Source organism: Silanimonas sp., from assembly GCF_044377035.1.
Classification (GTDB): Bacteria; Pseudomonadota; Gammaproteobacteria; order Xanthomonadales; family Xanthomonadaceae; genus Silanimonas.
Genome location: NZ_JBILJW010000001.1, coordinates 188,959 through 207,851 on the forward strand (window position 1 = coordinate 188,959; position 18,893 = coordinate 207,851).

23 protein-coding genes are annotated in these 18,893 nt (G+C 66.1%); 18 read left to right on the forward strand and 5 right to left on the reverse strand.

Features of this window, described 5'->3' with window-relative positions:
* Positions 1-2: 2 nt before the first annotated feature.
* From ACIQ6S_RS00910 to ACIQ6S_RS00925, 4 genes are all read left to right on the forward strand, one after another.
* Entirely contained in the window at positions 3-1,304 is a 1,302-nt protein-coding gene (locus tag ACIQ6S_RS00910) for an AAA family ATPase (RefSeq protein WP_397606694.1), read from the forward strand.
* Complete coding sequence (locus ACIQ6S_RS00915; RefSeq protein ID WP_397606695.1) at positions 1,301-1,915, forward strand: DUF4276 family protein; 615 nt, start codon at positions 1,301-1,303, stop codon at positions 1,913-1,915. The genes ACIQ6S_RS00910 and ACIQ6S_RS00915 overlap by 4 nt, the downstream gene beginning before the upstream one ends.
* A gap of 366 nt (positions 1,916-2,281) precedes the next feature.
* Positions 2,282-4,072, forward strand: a complete 1,791-nt coding sequence (locus tag ACIQ6S_RS00920) for a DUF2075 domain-containing protein (protein ID WP_397606696.1) — start codon at positions 2,282-2,284, stop codon at positions 4,070-4,072.
* Between the two features lie 63 nt (positions 4,073-4,135).
* On the forward strand, positions 4,136-4,795 hold the full coding sequence (locus tag ACIQ6S_RS00925; protein WP_397606697.1) for a hypothetical protein: 660 nt from the start codon (positions 4,136-4,138) through the stop codon (positions 4,793-4,795).
* Here ACIQ6S_RS00925 and ACIQ6S_RS00930 read toward each other — a convergent pair.
* Positions 4,792-5,544: a restriction endonuclease gene (locus ACIQ6S_RS00930; RefSeq protein ID WP_397606698.1), complete on the reverse strand. Its 753-nt coding sequence runs from the start codon at positions 5,542-5,544 to the stop codon at positions 4,792-4,794. The genes ACIQ6S_RS00925 and ACIQ6S_RS00930 overlap by 4 nt on opposite strands.
* A 186-nt stretch (positions 5,545-5,730) precedes the next feature.
* Here ACIQ6S_RS00930 and ACIQ6S_RS00935 point away from each other — a divergent pair, with 186 nt between their 5' ends.
* The 10 genes from ACIQ6S_RS00935 to ACIQ6S_RS00980 all read left to right on the forward strand — a co-directional run bounded on the left by ACIQ6S_RS00935 (position 5,731) and on the right by ACIQ6S_RS00980 (position 14,030).
* A complete protein-coding gene (locus ACIQ6S_RS00935; RefSeq protein WP_397606699.1) occupies positions 5,731-6,195 on the forward strand; it encodes a hypothetical protein in 465 nt (154 codons plus the stop codon).
* 144 nt (positions 6,196-6,339) lie between these two features.
* Complete coding sequence (locus ACIQ6S_RS00940) at positions 6,340-7,065, forward strand: XAC2610-related protein (RefSeq protein WP_397606700.1); 726 nt, start codon at positions 6,340-6,342, stop codon at positions 7,063-7,065.
* The gene (locus tag ACIQ6S_RS00945; protein WP_397606701.1) at positions 7,065-8,330 is read left to right on the forward strand and encodes an XVIPCD domain-containing protein; all 1,266 of its coding nucleotides are present in this window, start codon (positions 7,065-7,067) and stop codon (positions 8,328-8,330) included. The genes ACIQ6S_RS00940 and ACIQ6S_RS00945 overlap by 1 nt, the downstream gene beginning before the upstream one ends.
* A 69-nt stretch (positions 8,331-8,399) precedes the next feature.
* Positions 8,400-8,612 carry a hypothetical protein gene (locus ACIQ6S_RS00950; RefSeq protein ID WP_397606702.1) on the forward strand — a complete coding sequence of 71 codons (213 nt, stop codon included), beginning with the start codon at positions 8,400-8,402 and terminating at the stop codon, positions 8,610-8,612.
* Positions 8,613-8,855: 243 nt separating this feature from the next.
* Positions 8,856-9,362 (forward strand): hypothetical protein, encoded by a 507-nt coding sequence (locus tag ACIQ6S_RS00955; protein WP_397574334.1) that lies wholly within the window; start codon positions 8,856-8,858, stop codon positions 9,360-9,362.
* Positions 9,363-9,374: 12 nt separating this feature from the next.
* A complete protein-coding gene (locus ACIQ6S_RS00960; protein ID WP_397606703.1) occupies positions 9,375-10,733 on the forward strand; it encodes an XVIPCD domain-containing protein in 1,359 nt (452 codons plus the stop codon).
* A gap of 583 nt (positions 10,734-11,316) precedes the next feature.
* On the forward strand, positions 11,317-11,802 hold the full coding sequence (locus ACIQ6S_RS00965; RefSeq protein WP_397606704.1) for a hypothetical protein: 486 nt from the start codon (positions 11,317-11,319) through the stop codon (positions 11,800-11,802).
* Between the two features lie 5 nt (positions 11,803-11,807).
* The gene (locus ACIQ6S_RS00970) at positions 11,808-13,202 is read left to right on the forward strand and encodes an XVIPCD domain-containing protein (RefSeq protein ID WP_397606705.1); all 1,395 of its coding nucleotides are present in this window, start codon (positions 11,808-11,810) and stop codon (positions 13,200-13,202) included.
* Positions 13,203-13,442: 240 nt separating this feature from the next.
* Complete coding sequence (locus ACIQ6S_RS00975) at positions 13,443-13,724, forward strand: type II toxin-antitoxin system RelE/ParE family toxin (protein WP_397606706.1); 282 nt, start codon at positions 13,443-13,445, stop codon at positions 13,722-13,724.
* Positions 13,725-13,739: 15 nt separating this feature from the next.
* Positions 13,740-14,030, forward strand: coding sequence for a HigA family addiction module antitoxin (locus ACIQ6S_RS00980; protein ID WP_397606707.1), 291 nt, complete (start codon positions 13,740-13,742; stop codon positions 14,028-14,030).
* A gap of 4 nt (positions 14,031-14,034) precedes the next feature.
* On the opposite strand, the gene ACIQ6S_RS00985 is transcribed toward ACIQ6S_RS00980, so the two are convergent.
* From ACIQ6S_RS00985 to ACIQ6S_RS01000, 4 genes are all read right to left on the reverse strand, one after another.
* On the reverse strand, positions 14,035-14,850 hold the full coding sequence (locus tag ACIQ6S_RS00985) for an SGNH/GDSL hydrolase family protein (RefSeq protein WP_397606708.1): 816 nt from the start codon (positions 14,848-14,850) through the stop codon (positions 14,035-14,037).
* A 67-nt stretch (positions 14,851-14,917) separates the two neighbouring features.
* Positions 14,918-15,232: a hypothetical protein gene (locus ACIQ6S_RS00990; protein ID WP_397606709.1), complete on the reverse strand. Its 315-nt coding sequence runs from the start codon at positions 15,230-15,232 to the stop codon at positions 14,918-14,920.
* A 50-nt stretch (positions 15,233-15,282) separates the two neighbouring features.
* Positions 15,283-15,552, reverse strand: a complete 270-nt coding sequence (locus tag ACIQ6S_RS00995) for a GlsB/YeaQ/YmgE family stress response membrane protein (protein WP_397574289.1) — start codon at positions 15,550-15,552, stop codon at positions 15,283-15,285.
* 123 nt (positions 15,553-15,675) lie between these two features.
* Positions 15,676-16,509 carry an NAD(P)H-binding protein gene (locus ACIQ6S_RS01000; RefSeq protein WP_397606710.1) on the reverse strand — a complete coding sequence of 278 codons (834 nt, stop codon included), beginning with the start codon at positions 16,507-16,509 and terminating at the stop codon, positions 15,676-15,678.
* Between the two features lie 117 nt (positions 16,510-16,626).
* On the opposite strand from ACIQ6S_RS01000, the gene ACIQ6S_RS01005 reads away from it, so the two are divergent.
* Genes ACIQ6S_RS01005 through ACIQ6S_RS01020 form a run of 4 tightly spaced genes read left to right on the forward strand, consistent with a single transcriptional unit; the run spans position 16,627 to position 18,861 of the window.
* Positions 16,627-17,487: an AraC family transcriptional regulator gene (locus tag ACIQ6S_RS01005; RefSeq protein ID WP_397606711.1), complete on the forward strand. Its 861-nt coding sequence runs from the start codon at positions 16,627-16,629 to the stop codon at positions 17,485-17,487.
* Between the two features lie 59 nt (positions 17,488-17,546).
* Positions 17,547-18,317, forward strand: a complete 771-nt coding sequence (locus ACIQ6S_RS01010; RefSeq protein WP_397606712.1) for a class I SAM-dependent methyltransferase — start codon at positions 17,547-17,549, stop codon at positions 18,315-18,317.
* Positions 18,314-18,646, forward strand: a complete 333-nt coding sequence (locus tag ACIQ6S_RS01015; protein ID WP_298345184.1) for a YkgJ family cysteine cluster protein — start codon at positions 18,314-18,316, stop codon at positions 18,644-18,646. The genes ACIQ6S_RS01010 and ACIQ6S_RS01015 overlap by 4 nt, the downstream gene beginning before the upstream one ends.
* Positions 18,643-18,861 carry a hypothetical protein gene (locus ACIQ6S_RS01020; RefSeq protein ID WP_298345187.1) on the forward strand — a complete coding sequence of 73 codons (219 nt, stop codon included), beginning with the start codon at positions 18,643-18,645 and terminating at the stop codon, positions 18,859-18,861. The genes ACIQ6S_RS01015 and ACIQ6S_RS01020 overlap by 4 nt, the downstream gene beginning before the upstream one ends.
* The last annotated feature ends 32 nt before the right edge of the window (positions 18,862-18,893 follow it).

Consider the following 18,893-nt stretch of genomic DNA (forward strand, 5'->3'; position numbering starts at 1 on the left):
CCATGAAGATTGAGCGCCTGTCTGTCGACAACTACAAGTCGTGCAAGAGCGTCGAGATTTCTCCTCGCAACCTTTCAATAATCATCGGAAGGAATGCTGCAGGTAAGTCGAACTTTGTTGATGCGCTCGATTTTCTTGGCAGCGTCTACAGGGTTGGACTGGAAAACGCGGTGGCGATAAAGGGGGGGTACGAAAACATTGCTTTCCGCAGGGCCAGAAGAGCAAGGTCCGAGATCGGCTTTCACGTCTGCGCGAAGTACTTCGCAAAGAATCTTCGTATCGCTTCTGCTGTGGGGCTTCGCTATGCCAGTGCGACGAGAAGGCAGGGCGATCTGATGCTGAAGTTCGAGCATTCATTCGCGTTTCGAGCCAAAGGTCGTGAGATTGGTGCGGACTTCGGTGTGACGCGTGAGGCTCTATCGGTTGAGCTTTTCGATGAGAAGGATCGGTTCGTCGAGAAGGTGTCGATCTTTCGAGATGGTGACGGCCTTGTCACTTTCGAAGGCAATCAAGAGTCGGAGCTTGCTCGAAACTTGTCGTACTACATCGAGTTCAATCGCGTAGAGAAGAGGGCTGATCGCTCGAGGGTTTCGCCTACTGAGCTGATGGTCTCCATGCCGTTCTACTCTGGGCGATTGATTAGTCAGTTCGTAAGGTTCTTCAGGGGAATCTCAGTCTTTCAGCTCTCTCCGGAGCTATCTCGTCAGCCCGGTGTGCCTTCGCCAAATCCGACTTTAGGGAGGGGTGGCTCTAACCTTCCCGCAGTTGTGAATTGGCTAAAGCGCAGACATCCGCGCGTATGGAATCAGGTTCAGGCTGCGATGGCGGACATCACGCCTGAGATTGAGCGAATTGATGTTGACTACTTGCACACTCGCACGCTTGGATTGAACTTTTACGAGGCGGGTGTTGGCAGACCATGGACTGCAGAGCAGGTCTCAGACGGGACAGTTCGTGCACTCGCAATGCTTGTCAGTTGCTTTGATCCACGAGTCTCGCTTCTCATCATGGAAGAGCCCGAAAACTCCGTTCACCCTTGGGTCGTGCAGAATGTTGTGCGGAATCTGAAAGAGATCTCCGCTGAGCGCGATGTCTTTGTGACCACTCACTCGCCCTCGGTGATTAACTCTGTGTCGCCTGAGGACGTTTGGGTTGCTTATAAGCACAACGGCGCTACGTCTCTGGTTCATCTGCCGGTTCTCGACACCTCGGTGGTTGAAGGGTGGAAAGAGGGCGCTTATCGGTTGTTCGAGTACATAGAATCAGGTGCGCTGCCTCAGGCTGTCCCTGGGGGGCGTGCATGACAGTTGCAATAGTTTGCGATGGCTCAGCCGAGCGAAACGCGCTCGAACAGCTTCTCCGGCGCGTCAGTGGTGTGGGGCAAGTGCTCAGGCCGCTTTTCAGCAACATGCAGCCCAAGAGCACGCCCAAGCAGATTGCTCGTCAGGCGCTTGGTGCTATTCGAATTGCTCAGAGTCGCGGTGCCGAGAAAGTTGTTGTGATCATCGATCGAGAGGATCGGCAGGACTGTCACATTGACTGGGCGAGGGAAATCGAAGCTGCTCTAGTAGATCTCGGAGTTCTTGGCGCCACTGTTGTTGTGAAGAACCGGAAGTTCGAGAACTGGCTGATAGCCGATCCTGATGGATTGAGCTCCCTTAAGGACTTTAGTGTTTCAAACGCGAAGAAGAGTCTGGTAGTTGGGAACAAGGCGGATCATGTAACGGATGCTGCTCGTTGGCTCGGTGACTGCAGTGCTTCTGGATATGCAAAAGGCAAGCATCAGGAGGCAATCTGCAAGGTGATTTGCTTTAGGCGGATGGCTGAGAACAGTAGATCGTTTCGATGCTTTCTGAGGCGCCTTGGGCATCCGGCGTTTCCCCTGAGTTCAAAGGCGATTGTGAGCATCCCCTGATGTTGTCTGAGCTCTCGCTCGTTATTGTTTATTTGGCTTCTGGGCAGATTGTCTGCGGTTGTCTTCCTTGGTGATTCTCGAGCAGTCGCCTTGGCATCGTGCACGGATGTTGGGGGAATCTGTGATGGCTTATCTGTTGCTCAACCAGTCGCACCAATGTTGACTCCATACCGGCGATGCGGTTTCTCGCAAGGGCTTGCCCGATTCTCTGAACTCGATTTGCGACTGGTCATCGGGGAACTTGCCGCAAGTTCAGCCTTCGATGTTGATCAGGCGCAGTTGGCTGCGTGGAGCAAAAGTGTCGAGTGCCTGTTTGACGCTCTCGCGCACTTTGCCAATGAAGGGCATCTTTTTCTCGAGTTTGATGTGCCTCGCCTCGGACGCCGCATCGACGCGGTGCTGGTGCTTCGCCACGTGGTGTTCGTCATTGAGTTCAAGGTTGGTGCCGAAGCGTTCTTTGCGGCCGATGTCGACCAAGTGGTCGACTACGCGCTGGACTTGAAGCACTTCCACGAGACCAGCCACGACGTGCCAGTGGTACCGATCTTGGTCGCCACCGAGGCACGGGCCGTTACCGTGCAGGCGGCGATGGACGGCGCGGTGCCGAATCTGCTGCTGCCGATGCGCTGCACGCCCGAGACCTTGGGGCAGGGCATCGCTTTGGCGCTGGAGCTCACTGAAGGCCCGACCATCGATGCCGAGGCGTGGGTGCGCGGCCGCTACAAACCCACGCCCACCATCGTCGAAGCGGCGATGGCGCTCTATGCCCGGCACAGCGTCGCCGACATTTCGCGCAGCGACGCCGCCAACCTCGGGCAGACCTCGGGCTTCGTGAATCAGGTGATTGCCCGAGCGCGGCAGGAGGGGCGCAAGGCCATCTGCTTCGTCACCGGCGTGCCCGGGGCCGGCAAGACGCTGGTGGGACTGGATGTCGCCACCCAAAGCACCAATGCCGAGGCCGAGCTGCATGCCGTGTACCTCTCCGGCAACGGCCCCTTGGTGCAGGTGCTGCAAGAGGCTTTGGCGCGGGACCGCGTGCGTCGTGAGAAGGAGCAGGGCCGCAAGCTGGGTGTCGGTGAGGCGCGCCGGCAAGTGAAGAGCTTCATTCAGAGCGTCCATCACTTCCGCGATGACGGCTTGGCGGAGACCGCCCCGCCCATCGACCACGTGGCCATTTTCGATGAGGCCCAGCGTGCGTGGAACCGCGAGCAGACGGCCAGCTTCATGCAGCGCAAGCGCGGGCAGGCGGGCTTCGACCTCTCGGAGCCGGAGTTTCTGATCTCCTGCCTCGACCGTCACCCCACCTGGGCGGTGGTGGTGTGCCTCGTTGGCAACGGGCAGGAGATCAACACCGGCGAGGCCGGCATTGCCGAGTGGCTGGGTTCGGTTGAGCGTCGCTTCCCCGAGTGGGAGGTGTATGTCTCGCCGGAGCTGGGGCAGGGCGACGCCACCGTGGCCGCGATCAAGGCGCAGGTGCAGGCCCGCGACAAGCTGCACGAGGCGCCGTCGCTGCATCTGGCCACGTCGGTGCGCTCCTTCCGCTCGGAGCGCTACTCCGAGTTCGTGAACCGCCTGCTGGACCTCGATGTGGACGGCGCCAAGGCGCTGTTGCCCGAGGCCACGGCGCGCTTCCCCTTGCGCGTCACCCGCAACCTCGCCGCCGCCAAAGCATGGCTGCGAGCCCGGGCCCGCGGCAGCGAGCGCTACGGCATCGTGGTGTCCTCCGAGGCCCAGCGGCTGCGCCCCCACGCCATCGACGTGCGCGTGAAGGTGGACCCGGTGCACTGGTTCTTGGCGGGTAAGGAGGACACGCGCTCGTCCTACTACCTCGAAGACGTGGCTACCGAGTTTCAGGTGCAGGGCTTGGAGCTCGACTGGACCTGCGTGGTTTGGGACGGCGATCTACGGCACTCCGGCGACTCGTGGTCGCACCACAGCTTTGTCGGCGACCGCTGGACCAAGATCCACAAAGACGACCGCCGCGCTTACTTGGTCAACGCCTACCGCGTGCTCCTCACCCGCGCTCGGCAGGGCACGGTGATCGTGGTGCCCGAGGGCGATGCGGCCGACCCCACGCGGGCGCCGGCGTTCTACGATCCGATTTATCGATACCTACGAGACGTCGGTGTCGCCGAGCTCGCCGAGGGCCGGCCTTGATGGCCGCTCAACGGATGACGCGTTAGACGTTGGCGCGAAGCAACTACTGGAAAGGAGTCCTCGATGCGTGGGTTGACCATCCCCCTGATTCTGTTCGCTGCTTTTCTCTCGGGTTGTGCCCGCGAGGCGCCGGAAGAGCCCAAGCCCGAGCGTGCGGGCCAGCCCGTAAGCGGCGCGGAGTTTCTCGCGCGCACCGCGGCAACGGCAGCGGCGTCGGCGACGGGGCAGGACGAGGTCGCACGTGACCAACTACGTGCGATGGGCGACGACTATCGTCGTGCGATCAAGTTGGCCGACCCGGCCCGTGCCGTGAACCGCGAGCAGGCTCGCGAGGTCGCACGGGGCATCGAGGGCGTTCGTTCGGTGGCGTGGGTGGATGCCGCGAACCTCTACGTCATCGTTGAGCGCAACGAGCTAAAGACCGAGCAAACGATCGACCGGCTCTGCATGGCATTGGAGCCGCTCGGCGACACGCTGGGCGTGGTCATCAATCTCCAGTCCGGTGAGGCGAGGACCGGCGCCGAGCTTCAGTTGTTGGTGCGCAATTGCCAGTTGGCGGTCGGTGAGCACGCGTTCCTCCATGACCGCCGCGATCGCAATGTCGTTCCGGATGCGGTCTGGGCACAGCATGAGGCGAATCAGCAGCGTGGCGCGACAGCGGAGAATCGCGAGGATGACGCGGCGAAGGTGCTCGAAGCCTCGACCCCGAGCATTCACGACTAAAGCGGGCGCGTACCCCGGCACTTCGGGTAGTCGCTACATCCCCAGAATCTGGATTGCGTGGCTCGATTCTGTCGCTCCACCATCGACCCCTGACACCGAGGGCACGAAGGGGGCATCGTCGGTTCGATCATCACCGTGCCAGGGTCGCTAGGGGGCGCTTTGACCTGCTTGATCAGATCCAATAGCGCAGCGCCGTTGATCAGCTCGATAGGTTTGCCCTTGGCGAAGGCCGCAGCGTCGTTGGTGTATTCGCCAAGGCTAACGATCTTGATGCCGTCGACGCGATGATGGCTGGCGAGCCCCCACATCTCGCGCACGATGGCGACGCCGACTTGTTGGCTTCGCCACTGTTTGCATTGCACCAGTTCGCGACGACCGTCCTTGGTCAGGATGAGGTCAACGCCGCCGTCAGCGCCGCCAAGCCCATTCTCCTCGACGTTATAACCGCGACGTCGGAAAGCCTCGCCGACGAGCACCTCGAACTGTTGCCACGTCATTGCCCCGAGGCTTTCGATTCCGGTTTGTGCGTCGAGTAGTTGCTTGCGCCTAGCGCTCGCGATGAACGACGCAAGAGCGCCAATCCAGCACATCAACAGGACAGCCCACGCGAACGGTGCGAAAGCCTTCGCGAGTGGGCCGTCGCCCAATCCATAGCGGATCACCAGAAATCCCACCAGGCCAATCATCAGGCCCGCCGGCCACGGAACCGTGGCAATCCATGGCAATCCCTTGCTTCCACGACGTCTCATTCCATTTCCTCCAAAACCCGAGTCACTCAAGAGCACCGAGCATTGGCTCGTGTCGAGTGCGGCGCGATTGAAGCACTTTTCCTACCCCCTCGTCCGCGCCTTTCCGACACCGCATCGCGGGCTTCTCCTCCAGTCTCCTCGGCACCCGCCATCCCCGGCGGGCATCCCCCCAACAGGAGACCACCGATGTCCCAGAACCTCGTCACCCTCGCCATCACCGACGAGCAGCTCGCCGCTGCGCTGGCCGGCCTGCAGCAGGTGGAGGCGGCGCTGCCCGGCCTCATCGCGTTCGAAGTGGGCGAACGCCGCGGCCTGCCGCTGATGGGCCCGCGCTCGGAGCCCTTCGCCCGCCAGACCCTGCGCGTGCTGGAGCAGAACCCCGGCATCGTGCCGCCCAGCCTCGACCTCGACGCCGCCCGCGCCGACCTCGAGGCCCACGACCGCCTGCGCCCGCTGCTGGAGCGCCTGCAGCGCCTCACCGCGCGGGTGGACGACACCGTCGCCGCCCTGGGCAGCGACGTGATGGACGTGGCGCTGGAGGGCTACGCGCTGGTGAAGGTGTCGGGCCGCGCGCAGGGCCTCGACGAGCTGCGCCGCGAGTTGGGCGGCCGCTTCGCCAAGACCCGCCGCAAGGAAGCTGCCCCGGCGTAATCGAAAGCGTGTGCGAGGCCATCGACGCCGCCTGAGAGGGCGGCGTTGGTGTTTGTGGGGGCCTTGCGCATCAGGAGGACATTCGCAGGGGGCTGGTGGATACACTTGCAGCCGCCCCCCTACACAACCTTGGATGCATCCCCCATGCGCCAGCTTGTCCTCATCGTTGCCGTGTTCGGCCTTGCGGCCTGTTCCTCCCCGGCGACGAGCGAATCATCCGCCCTGCAATCCACGCCCACCGATTCAACGACCGGACAGCCCACAGCGCCGGCGTCGCCGAGTGCGGAGGTTCGGCACTTCGCGGCCGCAGGGCGCGAGCTTTCGATGGAGGGCGCGACGTGTGCGGTCCAGCCGGGGGGCTACGGTCTCTGCCAAGGCGATATCGCGATCAGCGTCGGCGAGGTGCCGTCGCTGCCGCCCATCGAGCTTCGCGAAGTGTTGCTGGCAAGAGAGTTCCCGCTCCACGTGGGGGAGGGTGAGCTTGCAAAGCCCGGCGCGACGCCGAGCTTCGTGCTTGTCGATTACGACCGCGACGGCACGGAGGACCTCGCGGTCGCCGTCGACCGCCTCGGTGGCTACGGGCATTGGTCCTACTCGGTCTACCTGCAGCGCGACGAAGGGTGGGTGCTTTCTCCTGACTTTTCTGCGCTCACTGAAGGCCGGATGGGAACGCCGCGCCGGGATGGCGACGCATGGGTCGCGTTCGGCAAGAGCGGTTGCTGCCAGCACTGGGAGGAACGCTACGACGTTATGGAGGGCAAGCCGGTGCTGCGCGACGTGGCAATCACGACGGTGAGCGCCGATGGAAGCGCGACGACGGAGGTGCTACGAGGCGACGAAGCGGCGGCCCACGTGCGAGGAGAGCACTAATGTCGACGCCCAATCCTCTGGAAACCCCTGCCGGCGCCTACGGCCTGACGCGTGACCAGTCGGTGCAGCTCATCGTGGAAACCGCGCTGCGCCACGGCGTCACCGACCGCTCCCAGATCGCCTACATGCTGGCGACAGCGGAGCACGAATCTGACAATTTTCTCGCCGCGCGTGAGTACGGCGGGCGGGAGCAGGCACGCTTGCGAGACTACAGTGGCGGCGAAGAGTTCTACGGTCGCGGCTACGTCCACACCACCCACGATTACAACTATCTCGCGATGGGTGAAGCCTTGGGCCTGGGCACCGCGCTGCGCGACGACCCGGATCGCGCCGCGACCGATCCGCGATTGGCCGCCGACCTGTTAGTGGTCGGCATGCAGCGCGGCCTCTACACCGGTCGCGCGCTTGGCGATTACGTCAACGAGGACGGCGTGGACTACGCCAATGCGCGCCGAGTGGTGAACGGCATCGACCGCGCGGAACACATCGCTGGGCTCGCGCGAGGGTGGGAGGCGCAGGTGCCGGCGTTGGTCGATCACATTCGGAACAACCCCGTCGACCTCTCGCCGATGACCGAGGAGCCCGGTCGCGACGGTTTCTTCTCGCCAGGTGAGCGGGGCGAAGATGTGCGCGGATTCCAGCGATCCCTCAATACGGCCAGCGGTGAGCGCGTGGTTGAGCCCGACGGCGTCTACGGCGAGGGGATGCGACGGGAAGTGGGAGCGTTTCAGCGCGAGCAGGGCATTCCCGTTACGGGCATTGCGGATCCTGCAACGCGTGAGGCTGTCAAAGGACAGGTGAGACAGCGCCAGTGGGAGGCCGCGCCGACGCCGCCACTCGACTCGAGCTTGCCCGGACGGGAGTCTCAGCCGCCGGGCTCTCGACATCCGACGCACGAGCGCATCCGCGAGCAGGTGCAGGAGATGGATCGCAGCCTGGGGCGGGTGCCGGACGAATCGAGCGAGCGCGTCGCTGCCGCGCTATGGGCTGAGGCCAATGCGCAGCGTCTGCATCGAATCGACGGTGTGGTTCTTGGTCAGAAAGGCACGAAGGCCGAGGCGGGCGAGTACGTGTTCGCCTACTCCGGCTCGCGAGAGCGTCCTGACGACTGGGTGAGTGTTCGAACCGAAGATGCGATTAGGACGCCGGTTGAGCAGAGCGTCGCGCGAGCGGAGACGCTGCAGCGGCAGCATGCGGTGGAAGTCCAGCAGTATGCGCAGGCTCAGCAGCAATCGAGTGATGCGCCGGTGCGTTCCATGGGCTGACCCCAGAACCTCGTTACCCTCGCCATCACCGACGAGCAACTCGCCGCCGCCCTGGCCGGCCTGCAGCAGGTGGAGGCGGCGCTGCCCGGCCTCATCGCTTTCGAAGTGGGCGAACGCCGCGGCCTGCCGCTGATGGGCCCGCGCTCGGAGCCCTTCGCCCGCCAGACCCTGCGCGTGCTGGAGCAGAACCCCGGCATCGTGCCGCCCAGCCATGACGAACTGCGCCGCGAGCTGGGCGGCCGCTCCGCCAAGACCCGCCGCAAGGAAGCCGCCCCGGCGTAATCGAACGCGTGTGCGAGGCCATCGACGCCGCCCGGGAGGGCGGCGTTGGTGTTTGTGGTTCTTGTCATTTGCTGACGTCGCTCGACCGTCGGCCCCGTACCATCCCCGTATCCCCCATCGCACGGTGCGTTGATGTCCCCCCGAGTACTCCTGTTGTGCGGCTTCGCATGCCTTCCGCTCTCCGCCTGCGGCACGACTTCCGGCGAAAGAGCCTCTGTCGCTTCCGCAGAGCGACCCGCCCCGATGTTTGATGCAACGGCGTTTGTGCCGGCCGGATTCGAGCTTTTGCGCGTTGAGCGAGGCGACCTCAATGCGGATGGGATCGCAGACGCCTTGGTTGTGGCGACGCGCAGTGCCGAGAGCCCGGAGGCCGACTCCGCGCCGCGCGCTCTGTCGATCGTGACGTCCCGGCCTGATGGGGCGTACGCGCTGTCCGCGGTCAACACCGGCCTGGCGGCGTGCGCCACCTGCGGTGGGCGCTTCGGCGACGGTCTGGTTCTGACGACGATCAGGGACGGAGCGATTGTCGTGGTGAACGAAGGGGGCAGCGCGCGATACGGCTGGTCGAATGAGTACACCTTCAAACTCGATGCGGATGGCGAGCGTTGGCTGTTGCGGCAGTACCGCGCGGTTGTCGCGTCCCAGCCCGATCAGAAGTTCAAGCGGATCGACCAATCGCCGGCCGATTTTGGCGATCGATCTTTTGAAGGACTGACGCCAGAAGACCTGCCCATCCCGAAGTTCGACTGAAGGAGAGCGTCAGTGCCCAGCCAAGCACAACTTGATCTTCTGAAGGCGGCGATCGATGCCGGCATCGATCGCCCGGAGGAGCTCTCGGCCTTCATGGCGAACACCTGTCATGAGTCTTCGGACATGACACGCACTGAGGAAGGCTTCCGCTACACGCAAGGCATCGAGCAAATTCCCGTGGCGTCGGCCCATGCGCGTTACACCTCGGAAGAACTGGAAGCCGCTCGCGTTGCTGCCGTAGACGGGAGCCCGCAGGAGCTCGCGCGGATGATGTACGGCGATCGCATGGGTAACGACAATGCCGACGACGGTTACAGCTTCCGAGGGCGGGGCTACATCCAGCTAACGGGCCGCGATACCTATCGGGAGATCGGCGAGCACATCGGACTTGATCTCGAGAACAACCCAGACTTGGCTGCTGCCCCGGAGAATCTCAACGCGGTAGCGATCGGCTATTGGCAGGTTCGAGTCGCTGAAGAAGCTCGTACGGATATCGAGGCGTCCATGCGGGAGATCAACGGTGGAACCGTCGGCGCGGAGGACCGCCGCCTCCGACACGATGCGTGGTCGGATTACCTGACGCCGGAGACGATCGAGGCTATCCGCGAAGGCGCCGTGGTGGCTACGGAAGCCATCAGCCATCGCGCGCCACCCGAATCCGGCGGCATCCTTGAGCACGGCGAGCGCGGCCACGCGGTCAGCGGCCTTCAGGCGGATTTGAATCGTTGGTCCGAATTGATCGGTAGCGAGGCGGAACCGCTGCCGGAGACCGGTAACTTCCGCGACCGCACGCGTGAAACCGTCGAGGCGTATCAGGCGACTCGCGACGACTTGGAGGAGACCGGCATTGCCGACCAGGCCACGCGCGATGCCCTTCGGCAGGACATCGAACGACTTCAGCGGGAGGCCGCAGAGCCGGTTCCGGCGGCGCCTGCCGCGGCACCTGCCGTACCGCCCGTCGCCGCTCCACCAACCGAAACGGCGGCGCGAGACCCGCTCTTCGATTCCCTGCGCGGCCACGTCCAGACGATGGACCGTGCGATGGGCCGCACGCCCGACGAAGCCAGCGATCGCCTCGCCGCGGCGCTCACCGCCGAATGCCGCGCGAACGGCCTCACCCGCGTCGACGGTGTCGTGCTCGGCCAGAAAGGCGGCAGCGCGCAACCCGGCGAGTACGTGTTCGCGTACTCGGGTTCATCGGAGCGCCCCTGCGATTGGGTGGGGGTGAGGACGGCCGAGGCCGTGCAGACGCCGGTGGAGCAGAGCCTCGGCAGGGCGGAGGCTCTGCAGCGTCAGCAGGCGGTCGAAGCGCAGCAGTACGCGCAGGCACAACAGCAGGCCAATGACTCGCCAGTCCGCTCGATCGGCTGAATGTGGAGCCTGCGCCTCCGTGGCCTCACCGCGCGGGTGACCCTCGGGCCGCGCGCAGGGCCTCGACGAACTGCGCCGCGAGCTGGGCGGCCGCTTCGCCAAGACCCGTCGCAAGGAACCCGCCCCGGCGTAATCGAAAGCGTGTGCGAGGCCATCGACGCCGCCCGGGAGGGCGGCGTTGGTGTTTGTGGGGCGTCGAAACGCGTGGGCGAGGGCAGGGGAGGCGTGCGCGAGGGGTGCGGAAGCGTTGGGGACGCTTCGCGAAGGGTGCGGAACGCTGCGCGAGGCGTTGGGGAGGCCAACGAAGCCGCGGGGAACGCCAAACGAGGCGAGGGGAGCGGCGGCCGAGGCGAGAGCGAGGCTTCGCGAGGCGTGCAGGCCTATTGAGTTTCCCTGACGGACACCGCCGCGGCGGGCGGCTAGCATTCCCCCACCCCCGACGCATGGAGCGTGTATGGCCCCCCGAGTGCTTTTCCTATCCGTCCTGGCCGTGGCATTGGCCGGGTGCAGTGCGCCGCAGGCTGAGACGCCGACAAATGCCAGCGACGCCTCTTTGGCGCCGTCATCTCCGGGATCCTCCGACATGCCTCCGGCATTGCCCCGCTGTGGCGGCACGGAGCTCACGCTGTTCGCCTGCTCGCTGAAGAACGGTAAGTCGGTTGCGCTCTGCGCGAGTCCCGATGCCAGTCCCACCACTGGATATGTTCGCTACGCATTCGGTGCCGGTGAATCGGCCGAGTTGCGCTTTCCGGATCCGCTCGATGCACCGGGCGATCGATTCCGCAGCACGCGAGTGCTGTTCCCGTCCGGGAACGGGCGTCAGGCCTACAGTTTTGAGAACGGCGGTTACCGCTACATCGCTTATCAGCTTTGGGCCGCGCGCGATGGGAATGCGGCGCGCGGTGGGCTGATGGTTCTCAACGCCCGGGGACTCCCGTTGGCGGACCAGAGTTGCATCTCGTTGAATGACGCAGAGCAGGAAGCCCTGGCATTGCCGCCCTATCCGATGCCGGAGGACGAGCTCCTCGGTGCGGCGTCCACGTTGCCCTTCGGCGATTCGAGGGAGTGACGGACATGGACGCGAAGGCGAATCGGGACTATCTGCTTGACCGTGCATTGGCTGCCGGGATCACCGAGCCGAGGGAATTGGCCCACTTCATGGGTCAGATGCAGATTGAGTGCGGAGGCTTCGGGCGCATGTCGGAGAATCTCAATTACTCCGGCGAGCGGCTGAGGGCCGTTTTTCCCAACGGTCGCAATGGCATGGATACGCTCGAAGAAGCCAACGCCGTTGCTGCTGGCGGCCCACGAGCCGTAGCCGAGAAGATCTACGGAGGCGAATGGGGTGCCAGAAAGCTCGGCAACACCGAGCCGGGCGACGGTTGGCAGTTCCATGGGCGCGGCTACGTGCAGCTGACTGGGCGGAGCAACTACGCCAGTGCTGGAAACGAGCTGGGTCTGGATCTCATCAACCATCCTGAGCTTGCAGCAGACCCGAAGATTGCGGCCGATATCGCCGTTCACTACTGGATTGAACGGGTGCGCACGCGGGACGCGGAATCCGATGTGACGGCCGCAACGCGAGCCATCAATGGTGGGCAGAACCACTTGGCAGAGCGCCGTGCAGCGACCGCCGAGTGGGAGGATCGCCTCGCCAACGGCTATCTGCAGGCGAACGGCATCACCGGTGATGGCAGCATCCCTCCGCCGGAGGTCTCGGCCCCCTCTCAATCGTCGCGCCGCACTGCCACTGGGAATACTTCGGCTGCACCAGCGGCCGCCTTCGCCGACGGGATGTTCAACCTCGGCGACCGCGGCGTCGGTGTCGAAGTCATGCAGCGCCAGCTGATCCAAGCCGGCTACACCGGCAAGGACGGCCAGCCGCTCAAGCCCGACGGCGATTTCGGCCCCAACACCAAGCACGCCGTGGAGGAACTGCAGCGCGCCCACGGCCTGCAGGTGGACGGCAAGGCCGGCATGGACTCGCTGCGCGCCTTGGCCGATGAGCTGCAGAACGGCCGCCCCGCGCCGAAGCTGCCGGAGCCCGAGCGCGCACCGGGCCGTTTCGAAGACGCCTCGCTCGGCACGGATCCTCTCTTCCAGTCGCTGCGCGGCCACGTCCACACCATGGACCGCGCCATAGGCCGCACGCCCGACGACGCCAGTGACCGCGTGGCCGCCGCGCTCTGCGCCGAGTGCCGCGCGAACGGCCTCACCCGCGTCGATGGCGTGGTGCTGGGCCAGAAGGGCGGCAGCGCGCAGCCGGGCGAATACGTGTTCGCCTATTCGGGTTCGTCGGAGCGCCCCAGCGATTGGGTGGGCGTGAGGACTGCCGAGGCCGTGCAGACGCCGGTGGAACAGAGCCTCGCCAAGGCCGAGACGCTGCAGCGCCAGCAGGCGATGGAGGCGCAGCAGATGGCGCAGGCGCAGCAGCCGGCGAACGACGCGCCGGTCATCTCGATGGGGTGAGGCCCTGCTTGTTGAGCCCGGTGGCGCGGCCCCCGCGTCATCGGGATTCGAGGGAAGAAAGCCCACGCCGAATTCAGAGGACTCCTGAAGGTGCTTCTGCCCTCGGGCTGCCAGCCTGAAGCGGTCGCCGCCGGAGTCGCGGCTGGAGCAGGTGCGCGCCATGAATGGCACGGATTCAGCGTCGGATGGGTTTGGCTATAACGCCTTGCGTTATAGCTGGTCCGGCGTTAGCGTTCTCCCGTGATCCGCACGTTCGCCGATAAGGAGACGGCTCGGGTCTGGGCGGGCACGCCGAGCCGCCGTCTGCCAATGGACGTGCAGCGCGTGGCCCGGCGCAAGCTGCGAATGCTCCACAACGCCGCCACGTTGGATGACCTCCGGATGCCGCCAGCGAATCGGTTGGAGGCGCTGAGGGGTGATCGCAAGGGCCAACACAGCGTCCGCATCAACGACCAGTGGCGGCTCTGCTTCCGATGGTCCGAGGGCGATGCCCATGACGTGCAGATCGTCGATTACCACTGATTCCGAGCACCGACCATGAAGACGCTGCCGAACATCCATCCCGGTGAGGTGCTGCTCGAGGAGTTCCTGGGCCCGATGGGCATCAGCCAGAACGCGTTGGCCCGCGCGGCGGGCGTGCCGCCTCGCCGCATCAACGAGATCGTCCTCGGCAAGCGCAGCATCAGCGCCGATACCGCGGTTCGGCTCGCTGCCGTGCTGGGAACCAGCGAACGCTTCTGGCTGGGCCTGCAGGCCGACTACGACCTTGAGGAAGCGCGTCGCGCGATTGGCAAAGACCTCCGAAAAATCGAGCGTTTGGCGGCCTGAGGCCTTACAACCCCGCGAACACCCGCATCAACACCGGCTGCCAGTACTCCCGCGCGATGCGCTCGTAGCCGGCGTCGGTGGGGTGGATCTCGTCGGACCATTCGCTGTCCTGCACCGCGCGCCGCGAGTCGACGAGGAACACCTCGGGGTTGCGCTGCGCGAGCCGTTCCAGCCGCGCGTGGAATTCGTCCACCAGCCAGCGCATCAGGGCCTTCTTGTCGGCGAGGGCCGTGAGCCCGGCCGCGACGAGGTGCGGCTTCAACCAGGGGCCGGCCTTGAAGATGCCGCCGAGGCGCGTGGCGCGGCGGCCGTTCGGCATCGGGTAGGCATAACTGTGCAGCACCACTTTGCAAGGGCGGCGGAATTTGTCGCGGATGTCGATGACGCGCTGGAAGTCCTCCTCCAACGTGTTCATCGCGCTGTGGAAGGTGGCGAGGCGCACGTGCCTCTCGACGATGGCCGGCAGCGGCGCGGTGTAGTGGCCGCGGTTCTGCGGCTCGTCCGGGCGCTTCAGGTATTCGGCCAGTTCATGCCCGGCGATGTCGTTGCCGCCCATCGAGACGAGCAGCACGTCGATCTCCAGCGCGCCGAGGTGTTGGGTGAGCGCAGAGAACTGCTGCTTGATCTCGGCCGTAGTGCGGCCGGGGACGGCGTTGTTGGCGAAGATCGCGTCGCCGGCGAAAAGGCCGCGGAGCTGCTTGTGCAGGTCGACGGGCTTGAGCGGCAGCTGGAACCACGAATCGCCAAGGCAATACACCCGCGGCAGGGCGGGGTCTTTGTACGTGGCGCGAATGAAGCGCTGCAGGGCTTGGGCGTTCATCGGGGGGCTCCGTTGGGGCCCCCGATGATGCGCCGCGGGGCGCTACGTCCGCATGGCGCGCTCGGCCTCAGTGGGGATGGTTGAGCCTGTCCCACGCATCACGGGCTGCGTCCTTGGCCTGGTTCCATCCGAGCGTCGAGGTGCCGGTGCGCGTGGTCCACTGCCGTGAGAGTTCCAGCTCGGCGTCGTCGAAGCTGCGGCCCGGGTGGCGGCTGGCGGATTCGACGCCGAAGCCGTACGCAGGGCCGTAGTCGTCGTAGGTGGCGCCTTGGTTGACGTAGTGGCGGCTGCGAAAGTTCTCGCGCCAATAGGCGTCTTCCTTGGTGGGATCGGGAGGGGTGGCGCTGTTGGCGGCGATGCGCGGGTCTTGGGGGGTGTTCATGGCGGGAATCCTTGCGGTCGGGGGGCGGGGGAGGGCGTGGTGCGGGGGGCTCAGTGATCGGCGACGGTGCGGAACATGGTCAGGATGGCGATCAGGATCGCCGCCCCGATCAGCGATACCGGCAGAGCGGTCGAGCTGAAGTCACCCCAGTGCAGGGTGCCGAGGCCGACCATGGGGGTGAGGAACCACCCGCCGAGGATCGCGCCGGCGATGCCAGCGATGACATTGAGGGCGGTGTCTTGGGGATTGCCGGCATTCATCACCACGCCGGCCAACCAACCGATGACGCTGCCGACGACGAGCCAGATCATGAGGTTCATCAGTGACCTCCATCGTTCCAGGGGGGACGACGCCCGAGGCGGGATGCCTGGAGCGTCGAGGACGATGCTGGGCGCGTGGCGCCGCGACGTCGGTGCGTCGGCGCACGTTGACCGGAACGCGGCTCAGCCCCGCCACGCCTCCGCGTAATCGCGGGCATAGCTCGCGAAATCCCGCGCCGGGCGGCCGAGCAGGGCGGCCACGTGCGGCGTGGTCCGCTCGGCGTAGCCGGCCTTCAAGAAGCCGAGGATGACGAGCAGGAACTCGGCGTAATCGGCGGGCAGGCCGGCCTGCAGCAGCGCGCCGCGCATCGCTTCGGGCGTGATGTCGCGGAAGCCGATCGTCTTGCTGGTGGCGGCGCTGATCAGCTGCGCGGCGGTGGCGTGGTCGAGCGCTTCGGGGCCGGTGAGGTCGAAGGCCTCGGGTTCGTCCTGCGGGCGGTCGAGCAGCGCGGCGGCGACGGCGGCGATGTCGCGGGCATCGATGAAGCTGGCTTTCGCCTCGCCCACCGGCAGCTGCACTTCGCCGGTGGCGGCGATGCTGCCCATCCAGAAGGTGTGGAAGTTCTGCATGAACCAGTTCGGCCGGACGATGGCGGCCGGCACGCCGCTGCGGCGCAGATGCGCTTCGCTGAGGCTCAGCGGCGAGGTGGGGTCGGCGTCGACGCCCATGGCGGTCATCAGCACGAGCTTGCCGACGCCGTGGCGCGCGGCAGCATCGATCACCGGCACGAGGAAGCGGTCCTGCCCGGTGTGGCCGGGAGGCGCCATCAGGAACACGCGGTCGACGCCGGCGAGGGCGGCGTCGAGGCCTTCGCCGCTCAGCAGGTCGAGGGCGACATCGCCGGGCTCGCGCACCTGCCGGGTGGCGCGGCGCACGGTGTGGCCGCGGGCGAGGAGGTCGGGGACGAGGGCGGAACCGACGGTGCCGGTGGCGCCGATGACGAGGGTGGTGGGCATGGCAAGAACTCCTTTGGGGTGGGAATGGCGTGCATGCTCCGCTTCGACGTGCAAGACTGGAATGGCATAAAATCTCCGATTCCTGTCGTTTCGTCCCGATCCTGGCCCAGCCACCCCATGGACCTGCTCACCGATCTCCTCCGCCAATCCGGCCTGCAGCAGCGCGTGCTCGACCTCGGCGATTTCGCCGATGGCGAGGTGCGGCGCTTTCCCTGCGGGCGCAGCTTCGGCTTCCACCTGTTGCTGGAAGGCGCGATCACGGTGCGGCCGGAAGCGGGTGGCGAGCCGATCCGATTGGGCCCGGGCGATGTGGCCTTCATGACCCGCGGCTGCCACCACGCGCTGCAGGCGGCGGGGCCGGCCTCGGTGATGAGTGCGGCCTACCTGCTGCCGCACGCGCCAGTGCACCCGTTGTTCCGCGAACTGCCGAACTGGTGCGTGGTGCCGGCGCCGAGTGCATCGAGCGGTGATCGCCTGCGGCGGCTCGCCGACCTGCTGCGCGAGGAGCGTCGCGAGGCAGCGCTGGGCAGCGAGGCCGCCATCCACGCGCTGATCGAAGCCGCGTTCGCGCAGGTGTTGCGGCGCATCGTCGAAGGCGAGGGCGCGCGGCCGCTGTCGCTGGCGGCGGCGCTGCGTGCGCCCGGCATCCGCCAGGCACTGGAGCGCTTGCACGCACGGCCCGAGCAGGATTGGTCGCTGGAAGGGCTCGCCGACGTGGCCGGCCTGTCGCGCTCGGCCTTCGCGGCGAAGTTCAAGACGCTGGTGGGCGAGAGCCCGCTGGGCTACCTGCGCCAGCTGCGCGTGCAGCGGGCGATGGGCCTGCTGGTGCGGCCGGGCGCGTCGATCGTGGCGGTGGCGAATGCCGTGGGTTACGGCGACCCCTTCGTGTTCTCGAAGGCCTTCAAGAAGGTGGTGGGCGTGTCGCCGCGCGAGTTCCGCGCGAGCGCCGCGCTCGAGGGGCTGCCGGCGGCCTCCTGAGGGCGTGTCGGGGAGGGGGAGGGGGGGCATTCAGGGGCGTCCCCCCGGAAGGGCGTAGGATGGGGTCGGTTTCACGTCTCCTTATTGCGTCGCGCTCGGCCCCTCAGGCCGCCCGTTCCGCTCCCTTCCTCCGCGCCACGGCCCGCCGTGGTGGCCTCTCCGGGAGCACCGGCATCTCCGGTTACACCGCTCGAATCATCGACGTCGACGTGTTGGGCGATGCCTACCGCCTTCGCGTCCTCACCGACCACCAGCAGTTCGCCGACCCGGACGGCGACGCCGAACGGGCGGGCATCTCCAGCGCCCAGTGGCCCCTGTTCGGGCAGCTCTGGCCGGCCGGCCAGCGGCTGGCGGAGGCGATGCACGAGTTCGACGTGGCCGGCAAGCGCGTGCTCGAGCTGGGCTGTGGCATCGGCCTGGCCAGCCTCGTGCTGCAGCGCCGTGGCGCCGACGTGCTGGCCACCGACCTGCACCCGCTGGCCGAGACCTTCCTCGCTTACAACGCCGCCCTCAACGGCCTGCCTGCGCTGCATTACCGCCGGCTGGGCTGGGCCAGCGCGCGCCCGACCTTGGGCCGCTTCGACCTGATCATCGCCGGAGACGTGCTGTACGAGCGCGGCCAAGCCGAAGTGGTGGCCCAGGTGATCGCCGATTACGCCGCCGACGATGCGGATGTGATCGTCACGGATGCCGGGCGCGGCTATGCCGCCAAGCTGGGCAAAGCCCTGTCGGGGCACGGTTTCCTGCCGATGGCAGCGACCGCGGGCGATGCCTCGCGGCTCGGGCCCGTGGCTACGCTGCGCTACCAGCGCCAGCGGTGCGCTGCATGAACGCGAAACGCGCGGGCGAAGCGGCCGACTGCCGCCATTGCGACGCCGTGTGCTGCCGGCTCACCGTCATCGTCGATGCGGAGGACGGCATCGCCGAGCACCTCACCGAGCTCACCGACGAAGGCCTCACCGTCATGGCCCGCGACGAGGATGGCTGGTGCGTGGCCATCGACGGCGCGCGCATGAACTGCTCGATCTACGACGCGCGGCCCGAAGTGTGCCGGCGCTTCCACATGGGTGGCCCGTACTGCGAGGCCATCCGCGAGGACTACTACGGCCGTTCCGATGGCCGCGACATTCCACTGCAACTGATCGGAGACGCTCCATGACGACCCGCTCCTTCATGCCGAACGCCAGTTCGTCGGCACCGCCCTACCAGCGCAAGGCCGAATCCGCACGCACGCTCACCAGCGCGCACATCGACGCCCACCTCGCGGCCTTCGAAGCCGCTGGCGGCAAAGTGGAAGTGCTGGCCACCACCACGGTGCTGAAGCGCATCCAGGCCGAGCCGGTGACGGCGAAGCCGGAAGACGCCGCGAAGTAAGCAGCGAACCGATCCGAAGCGCGCCCGAGGGG

What these genes read in the sequence shown, in the direction of transcription:
- ACIQ6S_RS00980 (WP_397606707.1), top strand. Translation starts at nt 13,740, where the DNA reads ATGAAGACGCTGCCGAACATCCATCCCGGTGAGGTGCTGCTCGAGGAG.
- ACIQ6S_RS00965 (WP_397606704.1), top strand. Translation starts at nt 11,317, where the DNA reads ATGCCTCCGGCATTGCCCCGCTGTGGCGGCACGGAGCTCACGCTGTTC.
- ACIQ6S_RS01000 (WP_397606710.1), bottom strand. Translation starts at nt 16,509, where the DNA reads ATGCCCACCACCCTCGTCATCGGCGCCACCGGCACCGTCGGTTCCGCC.
- ACIQ6S_RS00935 (WP_397606699.1), top strand. Translation starts at nt 5,731, where the DNA reads ATGTCCCAGAACCTCGTCACCCTCGCCATCACCGACGAGCAGCTCGCC.
- ACIQ6S_RS00930 (WP_397606698.1), bottom strand. Translation starts at nt 5,544, where the DNA reads ATGAGACGTCGTGGAAGCAAGGGATTGCCATGGATTGCCACGGTTCCG.
- ACIQ6S_RS01010 (WP_397606712.1), top strand. Translation starts at nt 17,547, where the DNA reads ATGGGGTCGGTTTCACGTCTCCTTATTGCGTCGCGCTCGGCCCCTCAG.
- ACIQ6S_RS00925 (WP_397606697.1), top strand. Translation starts at nt 4,136, where the DNA reads ATGCGTGGGTTGACCATCCCCCTGATTCTGTTCGCTGCTTTTCTCTCG.
- ACIQ6S_RS00940 (WP_397606700.1), top strand. Translation starts at nt 6,340, where the DNA reads ATGCGCCAGCTTGTCCTCATCGTTGCCGTGTTCGGCCTTGCGGCCTGT.
- ACIQ6S_RS00995 (WP_397574289.1), bottom strand. Translation starts at nt 15,552, where the DNA reads ATGAACCTCATGATCTGGCTCGTCGTCGGCAGCGTCATCGGTTGGTTG.
- ACIQ6S_RS01005 (WP_397606711.1), top strand. Translation starts at nt 16,627, where the DNA reads ATGGACCTGCTCACCGATCTCCTCCGCCAATCCGGCCTGCAGCAGCGC.
- ACIQ6S_RS00990 (WP_397606709.1), bottom strand. Translation starts at nt 15,232, where the DNA reads ATGAACACCCCCCAAGACCCGCGCATCGCCGCCAACAGCGCCACCCCT.
- ACIQ6S_RS00955 (WP_397574334.1), top strand. Translation starts at nt 8,856, where the DNA reads ATGTTTGATGCAACGGCGTTTGTGCCGGCCGGATTCGAGCTTTTGCGC.
- ACIQ6S_RS00945 (WP_397606701.1), top strand. Translation starts at nt 7,065, where the DNA reads ATGTCGACGCCCAATCCTCTGGAAACCCCTGCCGGCGCCTACGGCCTG.
- ACIQ6S_RS00985 (WP_397606708.1), bottom strand. Translation starts at nt 14,850, where the DNA reads ATGAACGCCCAAGCCCTGCAGCGCTTCATTCGCGCCACGTACAAAGAC.
- ACIQ6S_RS01020 (WP_298345187.1), top strand. Translation starts at nt 18,643, where the DNA reads ATGACGACCCGCTCCTTCATGCCGAACGCCAGTTCGTCGGCACCGCCC.
- ACIQ6S_RS01015 (WP_298345184.1), top strand. Translation starts at nt 18,314, where the DNA reads ATGAACGCGAAACGCGCGGGCGAAGCGGCCGACTGCCGCCATTGCGAC.
- ACIQ6S_RS00915 (WP_397606695.1), top strand. Translation starts at nt 1,301, where the DNA reads ATGACAGTTGCAATAGTTTGCGATGGCTCAGCCGAGCGAAACGCGCTC.
- ACIQ6S_RS00970 (WP_397606705.1), top strand. Translation starts at nt 11,808, where the DNA reads ATGGACGCGAAGGCGAATCGGGACTATCTGCTTGACCGTGCATTGGCT.
- ACIQ6S_RS00910 (WP_397606694.1), top strand. Translation starts at nt 3, where the DNA reads ATGAAGATTGAGCGCCTGTCTGTCGACAACTACAAGTCGTGCAAGAGC.